The 13,469-nt window shown below is 32.3% G+C and carries 11 protein-coding genes; 3 read left to right on the plus strand and 8 right to left on the minus strand.

Translation table 11 applies throughout. The annotated features are described in order from the left end of the window. Nucleotides 1-26: 26 nt before the first annotated feature. The gene (gene gloB, locus H3S74_RS03385; protein WP_198247213.1) at nucleotides 27-755 is read left to right on the plus strand and encodes a hydroxyacylglutathione hydrolase; all 729 of its coding nucleotides are present in this window, start codon (nucleotides 27-29) and stop codon (nucleotides 753-755) included. Between the two features lie 42 nt (nucleotides 756-797). After that, nucleotides 798-2,048 carry a transglycosylase SLT domain-containing protein gene (locus H3S74_RS03390; RefSeq protein ID WP_198247214.1) on the plus strand — a complete coding sequence of 417 codons (1,251 nt, stop codon included), beginning with the start codon at nucleotides 798-800 and terminating at the stop codon, nucleotides 2,046-2,048. Here the strand turns inward: H3S74_RS03390 and H3S74_RS03395 are convergent. From H3S74_RS03395 to rlmC, 6 genes are all read right to left on the minus strand, one after another. Further along, nucleotides 2,035-2,808: an endonuclease/exonuclease/phosphatase family protein gene (locus H3S74_RS03395; protein WP_110447842.1), complete on the minus strand. Its 774-nt coding sequence runs from the start codon at nucleotides 2,806-2,808 to the stop codon at nucleotides 2,035-2,037. The genes H3S74_RS03390 and H3S74_RS03395 overlap by 14 nt on opposite strands. Before the next feature lies 1 nt (nucleotide 2,809). Beyond that, the gene (gene gshA / locus H3S74_RS03400) at nucleotides 2,810-4,372 is read right to left on the minus strand and encodes a glutamate--cysteine ligase (protein ID WP_198247215.1); all 1,563 of its coding nucleotides are present in this window, start codon (nucleotides 4,370-4,372) and stop codon (nucleotides 2,810-2,812) included. Nucleotides 4,373-4,602: 230 nt separating this feature from the next. Beyond that, the gene (locus H3S74_RS03405; protein ID WP_198247216.1) at nucleotides 4,603-5,127 is read right to left on the minus strand and encodes a HugZ family protein; all 525 of its coding nucleotides are present in this window, start codon (nucleotides 5,125-5,127) and stop codon (nucleotides 4,603-4,605) included. A 51-nt stretch (nucleotides 5,128-5,178) separates the two neighbouring features. Further along, entirely contained in the window at nucleotides 5,179-6,825 is a 1,647-nt protein-coding gene (locus H3S74_RS03410) for an ABC transporter ATP-binding protein/permease (protein WP_232354843.1), read from the minus strand. 119 nt (nucleotides 6,826-6,944) lie between these two features. After that, the gene (locus H3S74_RS03415) at nucleotides 6,945-9,140 is read right to left on the minus strand and encodes a TonB-dependent hemoglobin/transferrin/lactoferrin family receptor (protein ID WP_198247218.1); all 2,196 of its coding nucleotides are present in this window, start codon (nucleotides 9,138-9,140) and stop codon (nucleotides 6,945-6,947) included. A gap of 300 nt (nucleotides 9,141-9,440) precedes the next feature. Continuing rightward, nucleotides 9,441-10,586 (minus strand): 23S rRNA (uracil(747)-C(5))-methyltransferase RlmC, encoded by a 1,146-nt coding sequence (rlmC, locus tag H3S74_RS03420; RefSeq protein WP_198199919.1) that lies wholly within the window; start codon nucleotides 10,584-10,586, stop codon nucleotides 9,441-9,443. A gap of 214 nt (nucleotides 10,587-10,800) precedes the next feature. On the opposite strand from rlmC, the gene map reads away from it, so the two are divergent. Further along, entirely contained in the window at nucleotides 10,801-11,589 is a 789-nt protein-coding gene (gene map / locus H3S74_RS03425) for a type I methionyl aminopeptidase (protein ID WP_110447836.1), read from the plus strand. A 203-nt stretch (nucleotides 11,590-11,792) separates the two neighbouring features. On the opposite strand, the gene H3S74_RS03430 is transcribed toward map, so the two are convergent. After that, nucleotides 11,793-12,662 (minus strand): co-chaperone YbbN, encoded by an 870-nt coding sequence (locus H3S74_RS03430; RefSeq protein ID WP_198199924.1) that lies wholly within the window; start codon nucleotides 12,660-12,662, stop codon nucleotides 11,793-11,795. A gap of 28 nt (nucleotides 12,663-12,690) precedes the next feature. Beyond that, nucleotides 12,691-13,461, minus strand: coding sequence for an SDR family oxidoreductase (locus H3S74_RS03435; RefSeq protein WP_110447834.1), 771 nt, complete (start codon nucleotides 13,459-13,461; stop codon nucleotides 12,691-12,693). Nucleotides 13,462-13,469 lie beyond the last annotated feature (8 nt).

Here is a 13,469-nt window from a genome sequence, read left to right on the forward strand (position 1 = left end):
TCCGATAAAATAAAGGTATAATAACAATGTATCAGCTACATATTATCCCGGCTCTAAAAGATAATTATATTTGGTTACTTGAAAATGCTAATAAACAGGTAGTTATTATAGATCCTGGTGAAGCTGCTCCAGTGCTAAGTTATCTAAAAAAATATCACTTAGCACCCCTTGCAATTTTACTCACTCATCACCATATCGATCACACTGGTGGGGTAACTGAGCTAAAAGCAGCTTATCCCGATATTGAAGCTTATGGGCCAAGTGAAATTAATTTGCAGATTAACCGTCTCGAAAACATCAATGAATTATTGATTGCTGATTTTCGATATGAGGTTATTTCAGTACCGGGACATACATTAGGACATTTAGCTTATTATTGTCAGCCATATTTATTTTGTGGAGATACATTGTTTTCCGCTGGTTGTGGAAGAATTTTTGAAGGTGATCATAAGCAAATGCTAAGTTCGCTGAATAAATTAAAGCAGTTACCTGATGATACCCTTATTTGTGCAGGACATGAATATACCTTAACTAATTTAGATTTTGCTCAAAAGCTGGTTCCTGAGGATCATGTTATCCATGAGTATTATGATTTTATCTGCAAAAAGAAAATTACTTTGCCTTCTATTTTAACCAAAGAAAAACAGATCAACTTATTTTTACGTTGTGAGGAAAAAAACTTACAAAATAAATTTAATTGTAACAATGAGTTAGAGTTGTTTGCTTTTTTTAGGAGCCAAAAGGACATTTTTTAGGTATAATAATCAGCTTAAATTAATGTCCTAACTTATAATCTAATGAAAAAATTATTAATATTTACAGTGTTATGTGCTTTTTTAGTCGGGTGTCAGAATCATGGTTCACGGTACAACGCTGGCTCAAAAAAATATAATACTAAATCAATAGTTAATTCTAGCGTTAAAAGTGGTGGTGTTAATTACGCTTCAGTTACGCAAAATCCTTGGCGTTATATGTTAACGCAAATTAACGTTAATGTACCAAATAATAGCCGAGTTGTTGCCGAACGCGAACGTTTATTACGTAATCCAAAAGGATTTGAAAATATTGCGTTACGATCTGAGCCTTATGTATATTACATCATTAATCAGTTACGAAAAAATAAATTACCGGTCGAACTAGCTTTAATCCCATTAATAGAAAGTGCTTACGATCCTTTAGCCACATCTCCTGCTCAAGCTGCTGGTTTATGGCAATTTGTACCTATTACTGCTAAAGAATATGGTTTAAAACGTAGTAGCAGTTTTGATGGCCGTCGAGATCTAATTGCATCAACAAGTTCTGCAATCTCTTTGTTACAAAACCTTAATAATCGATTTAATGGCGATTGGTTGTTAACATTAGCCGCATATAATGCTGGTGAAGGTAGAATTCAAAGAGCTATTGATAAAAATAAAGCTAAAGGTTTATCAACTGATTATTGGTCGTTAGATTTACCGGCAGAAACAATGCATTATGTGCCGAAAATATTAGCTATCATTGATATTGTTAAAAATAATAAACGATATGGTATTAAATTACCTGATTGTAATTATGAAAATTCATTAGTTAGAATCGATATGTCTAAAAACGTATCACTAGCTAAAATAGCGCAATATTCAGAATTATCACTTAACGATTTAATGACATACAATGCAGGTTATGTACAACAAACAGTAAATGGCCCTTTCCATCTATTGGTACCTTATTCTCATGCTGATAAATTATTTAAAAAGTTAAAATCTGAAAATTTAGTTGTTAATCAAGTGACTGAACTTTTAGAAGATGTTCCACATAACAATATGCCGTTTGAAATAAAATCTACTACTATTCAATATACAGGTACCAATGCGAAAGATACCAAATCAATGTTGAATGGTGGCAAAAAACAGATTACTTATCAAGTTAAAGCGGGTGATAACCTTTATACTATCGCTCAAAATTACCGAGTTAAAATCACCGACCTTTTGCAATGGAATAAATTAAAAAATATGCGTGTTAAAGAAGGTGACATATTAACGATCAATTTGGTCAATTCTAATCCAATTTAAATTTCACAAATAATGGATTATGATCTGATGCGGCTGTATTGACTATATTAGCCGCATTAAGCTTCAATCCTCGATAAAATACAAAATCAAGAGGCCTACCTAAAAATGTTTTTCTTATATCATTAGAGAAATTAACAGGTTTAAGATTTATTGAACGAATTAAATGATAAAGTAGGCTTAATCGTTGCCGACTCCAGGCATTAAAGTCGCCCGCCAAAATTACTGGCCCATGATGTTGTTCGATATAATTTAATAACATATAAATTTGTTGGCGGTAAACTTTCACCCCTAGACTAAAATTAATAGCATGAATATTAGCAACTAAAAGTTGTTGCGTTGAATTTTTTATTGGATAAAGAGTAATTAATGCTGATTTTGGTACGCGAATGAATGGTTCTCTTTCTCTAAAGGATAAAATTTGTGTTGGTGTTGTGTCAGTTATTGTCATAACTCCAGCATAAATATCGTTTAAACTATAGGCTGGTACATGATCAGCAATTTTATTATTTTCAGCAATAAAATTTAATAATTGTGAGGTGGTTTGAGCTTCCTGTAATAATATCAACTTGGTTTGATGAGCATATTGCTCGAGGATATTAATACAATCCGCCCTCTTCTGTTTAAAAATATTCCAAACCAAAACCGAAAAAGGTTGTTGGCCAATTAACGGTTCATTATGCATAATTTTATGGTTTGGTAATATTAATTCAACATCACATTTTCCTTGATATCGTAATGTATAATCGCGATGTTTAAACATTTTAGCTGTTCAATTTTTCTTTTAAAAATTCATCAAAGGACATAGTGTCATTTTGTTCTAGTTTCTGTTGTTTTTCAATCGATAACATTCGTTGCTGATTAAAATCATCTTCAGTTAGAACCGATAAAGGTTCTGAGCTAAGTTGTTTTTTATATTGAGTAGCTAAAGCTAAACCAAATTTGGCTGTTCCCAAATCACTAATAGCGGCTAAAGTTCTCGCCGATAGTGTCAATTCCGGTTGATCAAACATAAGATCAAGCCGTTCACAAACTTTTCGATATTGTTGTTTGTCGTCTTGATGATCAAGTACATCGGCGACTCGAAGTAAATCTTTGAAAAGTTCATGCCCTACTTTAGCTAACGGTTGTCGATAGCTATCACAGCCTAATCCAATTTCTAATCCTGGTTTACGGCCTTCAATAATCACTCTATTCCAATTTAATTTTGCACATTCTAGCTCTGCACTACTCATTTCAGGAGCAGACGCTAAAGCACACCAAATTAAAAATAGGTCGATAAATCGAATTTGTTCCTCGGTAATACCAATTGGTGAAAATGGATTAACATCAAGTGCTCGAACTTCTATATATTCTATGCCACCACGTAGTAAAGCATCGGATGGTGATTCCCCAGATCTTGGAACTCGTTTCGGTCGAATTGGTGCATAAAATTCATTCTCAATTTGTAATACATTATCATTCAATTGTCGATAATGGCCATCAACCTTAATGCCTAATTTGCCAAAATCGGCTGATTTTGTCTTGGTAGCCCGCTTTAAACCTTCAACATAAGTATCTAGATGATTAAAGGTGATCCCTAATTGTTTCTGGGCACTATTAGTATAACCAATATCACTCAATCGTAATGATGTGGCATAAGGTAAATAGCAGTTACCATTAGTTTGTTCGATGAAAGCTTTTGCTTTTTCTGGATCTTGAATAAATGACGAGCACATTGATGGCGATGCACCAAATAAATAAGGGATAACCCAACCAAAACGGTAGTAATTGCGAATTAGAGTGAAATAACCTTCCGAAATAACAGCCTTACCCTCTTCACTGTTTTTAACACCATCTCTTGCTTGCCAAAATGCCATGGGTAATGAAAAGTTATAATGAACCCCTGAAATAGTTTGCATCATGGCACCATAACGATTTTTTAAACCTTCACGATAAACCGTTTTAAAACGTCCTTCATTAGATTTTCCATATTGAGCTAAGATAATGTCATCTTCTTTGGCAACAAAACAAGGCATGCTCAGTGGCCACATTAACTCATCATCAATATTTACACTGGCATAACGGTGTAAATCTCGTAAAAAAGTTAACATATAATCGATATTGGTATTAACTGGAGTAATAAACTCTAATAAAGATTCTGCAAAGTCAGTCGTTATCCATGGATGAGTTAATGCAGCACCAATTTTTTCAGGAAACGGCGTTTTTGACAGCGAACCATCAGGTAAAATCCGTAATGTCTCACGTTCAAGGCCTCTCTGAATGCCTTGTAAAATAGTATAATGTTTTTCTAACCAACTGAGAGCTTTCGAAACATCAGGAACCATAATATTAACTATCCTAAATTCAGTTTATGTTGGTTTAATTTTAACATAGTTTACTGCTTTAGATAGGCAGTTTTCTTGATTGAGTGAAGCTATTTTTAGAATATGAATCCTCAATCGAAAATAAAAAAACTATTATTTAAAACATTTAAGCAAAAAGTGGCGTGATGAAAAAAGCCATTACTGAGTTAATAAGTAATGGCAATAATATAGATAATGCTTTGATAATGATATTAATTAGTAGATTGTTGTTTTTGCTTAGCGACATAATCTTCATCTACTGGTATTACCGTTTTATTTTGTGGATCGATAATATAGGTTTTACCAAAACCAACTACTAATCTACCCTCTTTTGGGGTTAATTTAAATAAATTAAAATCATTCATTTCAGCTAACATATAAACCATTTTGCTCACTTTTTTAGCTAGCAGATCGACAACAGAATCAAATTGTTCAGATCCTCTTTCAACAATAGTTGCCGAAGCATGGAAAGACAATCTTCTACGAGCATAAATATTCTTAGTATTAGATTCATCATCAATAATTAAAAAAGATATGTTTGAATTAGCTTTGATATTTTTACTATGTGGTGCTAAGTCTGAAATTAAGATGTAATAGTCATTACCGTCAAAGAAATAAGGTGAATAGCTAGTATCAACCTCTCCTGTTTCGGTGATTGTTGAAAGTATGATAGTTTGCATTGTTACATGTAAATCATCTAATGTTTTTTGCACAACATCATTTTTGGACTCAGCCATAATTTCTCCTTGATTTGTTTTAATATTTTGTTAAATAATCTGTTTTTAAAATCACGATAAATTTAATTGATAACACTTATTAAAGTAGTTCGATATATCACTATGAGAAATTATAATAAAACTACTTGTTGGTAAGTTAGTCTGTAACAATTTTAGCAATTGCATTTCGGCTACTTTATCTAAAGCATTGGTGGTTTCATCCATAAAAATCCAATCCGGTTTATGCATTAAAATTCTCGCAATAACTAAACGTTGTTTTTCGCCACCAGAAAGTGTATTTAAATTATCATTAAGTAAATTTTTATCAATATTTTCAGAAGAAAAACCTACATCTAATAGTAGTTGTTTAATAACAGTAAGATCCTTCTCAAACAATGGTTCTGGATAACTTACTGCATGAGCCAATCCTCCCATAGGAAAGTAAGCATTTTGTGATAAAAAAAGTTTCTTAAATTTAGGAACCTTGACCACTCCATCATAATATGGATAAAGACCAGATATTATTTTAAAAAGTGTTGATTTACCTATACCCGATGCACCAGATAAAACAACTGACTCCCCTTTGTTAATATGGAGATCAGGTAATTTTAGTAAAATCTTTCCATCAGGTTTGTTTATGATTAAATTTTCCAATAATAAACATTCATCTCCATTTTCAACTTGATTAAGTTGTTTAAACTGGTAAGAGACTTTTTCAGACTGTTGAATAAATTGGCTTAAACGATAACTACAGGCAATCAGTTCGGCCAGTTTATTATAATTGAAAATAAACCAAGATAAATTAGTCACTACATTACTAAATGATTTACTAATTTGCATCAATGATCCCAAACTAACTTTACCGATTAAATAGATTGGTAGAGAAAAAAAGGTCGGAATACTTAACACTGTTAAATAGTAAGGACGTGTAAAACAACCTAAAATAAATTGTCGTTTAATCAGTTTATACCAATTTTTTACAATGCTATCAAAATGTTGATCAAATTGTTGTTGTTCAACCTGTTCTCCATCTAATAATGCAATAGATTCTTTCGCTTCTCTAAATCGAGTTAAAACAAAACGGTAATTTGCTTCTAAATGTTGTTGCTGAATGAGTAAATTTTTTAATGGGCTTCCCAACTTGTGGGCAACATATGAAGTTAAAATGACATAAATAGGGGCTAACCAAATTAGATAATGTGAAATGCTTATATCAATATTGAATAGGCTAAATTCTAAAACAAAATTATCGGTTATTTGCCATAAAAGCATAAAATATGAAAAAAGACCTATAAATTGTGTAATAAATGAAAATCCTTCGTTAGTTAATCTTTCGATAAATAAAAGGCAATCTTCAGAAATACGCTGATCTGGATTGTCTATGTTTGCTTGATTATTATTTATAAACCAATAGGCTTTATGATTGAGCCAATGATTTATTATCGTGTCATTTAAAACTTTACGCCAAGTTATAACCAATGTTTTTCTTAAATACTCGATGATCAAATAGGTAATTGCACCAAAAAAAGTTAACATGATAAAAACTAATAATTGCGTTATTACCGCTTGCATATCGTACTTTTCTAATGCGTTATAAAAGTTTTTATTCCAATTAATCATTTCTAGACTGATTCTGATTAGAATAATATTTAAACTTATAATAATAAAAGCATAACCAAAACCTAACTTTCCTTGCTTGGATTTGAAACAGAGCTTCATAAGCAATATGATATTTTTTAATGTTTGCAAAACTTATATTCTCGAAACTAAATATTTTTTCTATTTACTACCATCAATATCGTTATTAAAATTTTGATAGTAGTAATCATCCTTAATTATTAGAAATTTATAACCGCACTTATGGCAAATGTTCTTCCTGGCGCTGTTTGTAACTCGATAGGATTCGTCACTTTTACATTAGTTTGCGGATTTTTATAATAACTACTAAACATAGGCCATTTAAAATAACGACGATCGAAGATATTTAATACTGAACCCCTAATAGTAATATTCTTGCTTGGATGCCAATTTAAATAAGCATTATAAATGGCATAACCACTTGGCTTAAATACTTCATCTGAAGACGAGCTATCTTTGGATACATGTGAAACCGCTTTAGAAAATGTAGCTAATACTTCAGTATCAAAATTGAAATCAGGAAGATGCCATTTTAGACCTAGATTACCTTGTAATGGCATGGCATCATTAAAATAAGATTTTTTCTGTCCAGGTGATTCTTGTTTTTTACCATATTGATACGAAGTCGACGCATTTAATGTCCAATTTGGATAAAATTGCCATTCAGCCGATGATTCAATACCCCAAAGATTAACTTTGGATAAATTTTTATAGGTATAATCTTTTGGTCCAACACGAATAAAATTCTTTATATAATCACTATAATCAGCTTTAAAAAAGCCTACACTAAACCAGCCTTTAGAAAAATCGCCTCTTAACCCTGTTTCATATGATTTTACTTTTTCTGGCTTCAATTTAGGATTAGGGATTAGATTCATGCTAAATGATGGCAAAGAAGTATATAACTGTTGAGCTGTTGGCATTTTAAAACCTTCAGCATAACGAGCATAAACTGAGTATTGATCGTTAATGTTAAACAAAGCACCTAATTGAGGAATAAAACGATGTGATGTAACCTCACGAGGTTCTTTTCCTTCGATTACCGCATAATGGCTATCTGGATTGGGTTTGATTTTGTAAGTTGCATAGCGGACACCTGGCTTAATTTTAAATCGTTCACTAATCAAATGAAATTCATCTTGAAAATAGATATCAGCTCTTTGTGTTTTAGAATTAGCAAAATTAAACCCTCCACCAATGCTGTTTATACCATTTTTTGTACTTGCATTACGATAGTAACTGCGGGTAATATCGCCCTGAAAACCATAAACTAAATCATGATTACTGTTTAAAAAGTCAAAGTTTGAGTTCAATTGTAAATCCAATTGCCAGAATTTTTCTTTATAATCATTAGTTGTATAGGTATAAATCGGATTTTGTTTTTTATCTTTTTGCTGACGATGTGATTTTAAATAACGTTCTTGAGGAGAATAAGAGAGCATGGTTTTAATTTGATCCACAAACCCTAATGATGGCATCCAACTATCATCGATGGCAAACCTTTTACGAGTTTGTATTTGCGTTCTTCGATAATCACCATTGAAAGATCCATTAGATTGCAAACCGTAATCATATAGCTGTTTTACAAACGAGTTAGATCGAAAATTTTCATATGTTAATTTTGTTTCCCGATTATCATTATGATAAACCAGTTTAGTGAGCATATTTTCTGCTTTCGCATCTAAAGGGTTTAATTTATTACATCGAATGGCATCTTCTCCACGCGGACATCCCCAAATACCACCATTCGCTTTAGCTTTGCTTAATCTCGCCTCTTGATAATCTCGACGACTAAAACTTAATAAACCTTCTAAATTAGACATTAGTTCAACAGCTAACATACCGGTTTTAGTATTTTGTTTATTCAAACTATCATAACCACCATTAACTCTAACTGCATATGATCTGCCTTTAAGTAAATCACTAGGATCTAATGTTTTAAATGCCACAACACCACCAACTGCATCGGCTCCCCATAAAACTGATCCTGGTCCACGAATAACTTCCACGGTTTTGATATTTGATAAATCAATAAAATTTCTGTTTCCGTCTTGTATACTTTCAATAACCCTTGAGCCATCTACTTGTAACTGAACACGGTTACCCGACATGCCACGTATTCTAATTCCACCGAGATTCCCAAAAGGATCGGTACCAGAAGTTTGTCGATTTACCGATATACCTGGCATATATCTAACTAAATCTTCCATCGTTGACATTTGATGATCATCTATATTTTTCTTAGTCACAACATCAACCGTTTCAGGGATAGCCAATTTAGCTTTCTTTTGTCTGCTCGCCGTAACCGTAATTATTTCTATATCATCATTATCAGCAAATACAGGGAAAGGTATTGAAGCCGCCAACATCATTAGAAATATCTTATTTATTTTCATTTTTCACCACAAAATTAGATTAATGAACTGCTTTAACCAATGCCCCAATATTTGATAATTATCATTTTTGGCCCATTAATCTAGCAAAAATTATAAACATGATCAATGTTAATAATAATTATTAACATTTGTTAATGATTATCATTTAATGTTATTGCTGTAATTATAAAAATTGAATAGAATCAGGATAAGAAATCTTTATATGATGAAAATAAAAGGTAAGAACAAAAGAATTCACAAAATTGGTTAGGCTAGATTTATTAATATTTATTATAAAAACTAGCCTATATTAGTAATGATTTATCTGATTTTTTCTAACAAAACTAGCACTTCCATATGAGATGTATGAGGGAACATATCAAATAATTGCACTTTGGTCATTTGGTAATTAGTCAATAATTGTAGATCTTGTGCTAATGATGACAAATTACAACTTGAATACAAAATATAGTTGGGTTGTATATTTTCCAAGTATTCGACCAGTACTCTACCTGCCCCTCGTCTTGGTGGATTAAGTAAAACTAAATCAGGCGTCTGCTTTTGATGGGTTGCATATTTAGTGGCATCTAAGGATTCAAAATTAAGTTTGTCATAACCTAGCTGTTTAGCAGATTTTGATGCACATTCAATAGCATCAGAACTAATTTCAATTCCTGTTAATTGAATATTATCGTTATTAGCATGACGAACACAATGCAAACCAAATCCACCTACACCACAAAAGAGATCCCATATAGAGTTTACATCTAAATTCGCCAGCCAATCACTAGCCGTTTTATATAGTTTTTCAGCAATATAGCTATTTGTTTGAAAGAAGCTTTTTGATTTTATATAAAGTGGTATGCTATTCAACCTAAATTCTAGAAAAGGATTATCTGTTAAAATTAACTCTTCATTACCTTCTAATATAGCGGCATGGTTAGGTTGAATATTAATCGATACGACTTGTAGATTATTTATCTTATCGAGTAAATTTTGCAAACTATTTCTTATTTTCTCGACAAATACATGTGATTTCAACACAAATCGCAGCATAAAGTGGCTTTTATCATCGATAACACTTTCGGTAATAATGACAAATTTTAACTCCCCTTTCCGCTTATTAATATTATAAGGGACCAATCCTTGTTTACGGATATAGGTGCGAACCATTTTTAGGATACTTTGCATATTTACGCTATAAAGCGGGCAATCACACAGATCAATAATTTGGTTATCATTTTGAAGACCCAATATGGGTTTTTCAACCGTGCCTAGCACCGCCATTTTAGCTTTATTACGAAAACCTAATTCAGGGCTAGCAGAAGGATCTTTAACTTCTTTAGGATTAAACTTTGCTAAAGTTTCAATTAATTGGTTTTGCTTTTCATTTAGTTGAGACTTATATGGTTGATTTATTTTATGACAAGACAAACATTTATTTTCTTGATAATAGCTACATTGCATTTTATGAAAACCTTTTTTTATAATGCATTATTATATAATTAAATGGTTTTAAGCTGTATTAGTTTTCTTTTTTTATGTCCAAAAACCCCTTTCCTCAAAATTTTTTAACAAAAATCTTAAATTTAATCGTTATACTTGATTTATCAATAGCTATGATTTGACGAAATAGCGGTATATGATAGGATATTGCCATGCAAATTATAGGAACTCATTAATGTCTATTAAGTTAAAAACCCCCGCTGAAATCGAAAAAATGCGAATCGCTGGCAAATTAGCAGCAGAAGTTTTAGAAATGATTGAACCTTATGTCAAACCAGGTATTAGCACTGGTGAGCTAGATAAGATCTGTTATGAACACATTGTTAATGTGCAAAAGGCTATTCCTGCCAACATTGGTTATCATGGTTTTCAGCATACCAGCTGCATTTCAATTAACGATGTAGTATGTCATGGTATTCCAAGTTTTGATAAAAAGTTAAAAGATGGTGATATTCTTAATATTGATGTGACGGTAATTAAAGATGGTTTTCATGGGGATACATCAAAAATGTACATTGCAGGAAAACCAACTGTTGCCGGAGAAAAACTATGTCAAGTCACACAAGAGAGTTTATACGAAGCCATTAAAATAATTAAACCAGGGATCAGATTAAAAGAAATCGGTAAAGCAATTCAAAAATATGTTGATAAATTTGGATTTTCTTCTGTTCGTGAATATTGTGGCCATGGTATAGGTGAAGTATATCATGATGAACCACAAGTTTTACATTATGATGCTGACGATGGTGGTGTGATTTTAAAACCAGGTATGACCTTTACTATTGAACCGATGGTAAATACTGGGGATTGGCGTACTCGTACTATGAAAGATGGTTGGACAGTTAAAACCAAAGATCATGGATTGTCAGCCCAATATGAACACACGATTTTAGTTACAGATAATGGTGTTGAAGTTCTAACCCTTCGTAGTAATGAAAACTTTCCTCGCGTTATCGAACATTAAATAAAAAAGATTCAACAATACTCTATTGTTGAATCTCTTCATTTTATATACCTTAACCTAACTATCTAGAATTCAATTTCCCGCGATTTTTGAATTCATTAACTTTACTGCGACATATATTTCTAGGTTGTGATATTCGTCCCTAATATCCAGTAGCTCATAAAAAAGCGTCCAAAATCCTTCAAACTTTAGTTTTAGCAATTTTAATATAATAACGTATAAAGCTTACGGCGATAGCTACTAGCAAGTGCGTTATTCGTTCCTAAAGCTGCTAATAGATCTAGTAAAGTTTTCTTCACCTGCCCTTCGCCAGCATTCAGATCTTTTGTTAAAGGTTTGAACAACAGTTCTAAGGCTTCTTCGTGCCGGCCAACCTGCATTAATTGCGATGAAAGTTGAATCATTAACTCAACATTATCTGGCTGTTTAGCTAATTCAGCTTGTAATTGTTGTAATTCAGGTGAATTCGCTGCTTGTTCGAGTAACTCAATTTCGGCTTGTAAACCGTGGTATGCTGTATCCTGATCTTGCAATGGAATAGTTGTCAAAACCTCCTTTGCTTCAGCTAGTTGTTTTTGTTCTATTTGGCTTTTCGCTAACATTAACGCAATATCTGATCTTGGTTTGCCTAAATGATCTTTAAGTACAGTCCAAGTTTGTTTTAATAAAGGTAATGCTTGCGCATATTGGCCTTCATTAAATAATTGTTGTGCTTCAATAAGCTTTAGTTCATCTTCATTGGGTAAAATTTTATCTAAAAAAGTTTTAATAGTTTCTTCATTTTGTGGCCCCTGAAAACCATCAACAGGTTGACCATTTTGAAACATATAAACGGTTGGAATTGCTCTAAGCCCAAATTGAGCTGCTAACATTTGTTGTTCATCACAATTTACGCTAGCAAGAATGAATTGTCCGTGATGTTGTGTTGCTAATTTGGTTAACGTATCTGTCATTTCTTGATAATTAGGACTTCTTGGTGACCAAAAATAGAATAACACTGGATTACTGGTTGATTTTTCGATAATTTCTTGAATATTCTGTTCATTAACATCAAAAATAAATTGATTTGACATAATCTATCCTATAAATATGTTTAACTGTTTATTTATTTTGTAAAATTTTATCCATTAATCTATCAGGAAGCAAACGTTTAGCTATTGCCGCCAGTTTAGTTACTTTTGTTACCCTGTAACGTATTTTTGGTTTGTTATGCTCTAATGCGTGATACAGATAGGGTAATATCGCTTCAGGAGCTAACGTAAAGCGTTTGGCAATAGGTGGATTTTTTACTATTTTTTCTTTTTCGGTCTGATTTACATTGTTTGAAAAATAGGTTTTCAATGGACCAGGTTCGATTAAGCAAACTTTAATATTGGTGTTCGCTAACTCTAAACGCAGTACATCAGACCATGCTTCTAAAGCATATTTGCTGGCAGAATATGCGCCTCTACCCGGTGTTGCGACTATTCCAACAATCGAGCTAGTTTGAATTATTCTACCTTCATTTTGTTCAATCATTGCCGGTAATAGTAATTGAGTCAATTGATGAACACCAAAAAAGTTAGTAGAAAACTGTGATTCTAATTGTGATCGACTAATAGTGTTTAAACGGCCGTAAACGCCAAATCCAGCATTGTTAAATAATGCATATAATTTACCCTCACACAAGGTTAATACTTGTTGTGCAGCTTGATTAATTGAATTGGCATCGTCTAAGTCTAACAAAACGGTTTCAAAACCTTGCTCAATTAATTTTTGTTGGTCTGCTATTTTTCGACATGATGCAATGACACGATAACCTCGTTTTTTCAATGCGATAGCTGAAATCAATCCAATACCGCTAGAACAACCCGTTATAAAAATTGTACGCAAATTTTATC

Source organism: Gilliamella sp. W8126, from assembly GCF_016102185.1.
Taxonomy (GTDB): Bacteria; Pseudomonadota; Gammaproteobacteria; order Enterobacterales; family Orbaceae; genus Gilliamella; species Gilliamella apis_A.

What these genes read in the sequence shown, in the direction of transcription:
- H3S74_RS03405 (WP_198247216.1), bottom strand. Translation starts at nt 5,127, where the DNA reads ATGGCTGAGTCCAAAAATGATGTTGTGCAAAAAACATTAGATGATTTA.
- map (WP_110447836.1), top strand. Translation starts at nt 10,801, where the DNA reads ATGTCTATTAAGTTAAAAACCCCCGCTGAAATCGAAAAAATGCGAATC.
- H3S74_RS03430 (WP_198199924.1), bottom strand. Translation starts at nt 12,662, where the DNA reads ATGTCAAATCAATTTATTTTTGATGTTAATGAACAGAATATTCAAGAA.
- gloB (WP_198247213.1), top strand. Translation starts at nt 27, where the DNA reads ATGTATCAGCTACATATTATCCCGGCTCTAAAAGATAATTATATTTGG.
- H3S74_RS03415 (WP_198247218.1), bottom strand. Translation starts at nt 9,140, where the DNA reads ATGAAAATAAATAAGATATTTCTAATGATGTTGGCGGCTTCAATACCT.
- gshA (WP_198247215.1), bottom strand. Translation starts at nt 4,372, where the DNA reads ATGGTTCCTGATGTTTCGAAAGCTCTCAGTTGGTTAGAAAAACATTAT.
- rlmC (WP_198199919.1), bottom strand. Translation starts at nt 10,586, where the DNA reads ATGCAATGTAGCTATTATCAAGAAAATAAATGTTTGTCTTGTCATAAA.
- H3S74_RS03395 (WP_110447842.1), bottom strand. Translation starts at nt 2,808, where the DNA reads ATGTTTAAACATCGCGATTATACATTACGATATCAAGGAAAATGTGAT.
- H3S74_RS03390 (WP_198247214.1), top strand. Translation starts at nt 798, where the DNA reads ATGAAAAAATTATTAATATTTACAGTGTTATGTGCTTTTTTAGTCGGG.
- H3S74_RS03410 (WP_232354843.1), bottom strand. Translation starts at nt 6,825, where the DNA reads ATGAAGCTCTGTTTCAAATCCAAGCAAGGAAAGTTAGGTTTTGGTTAT.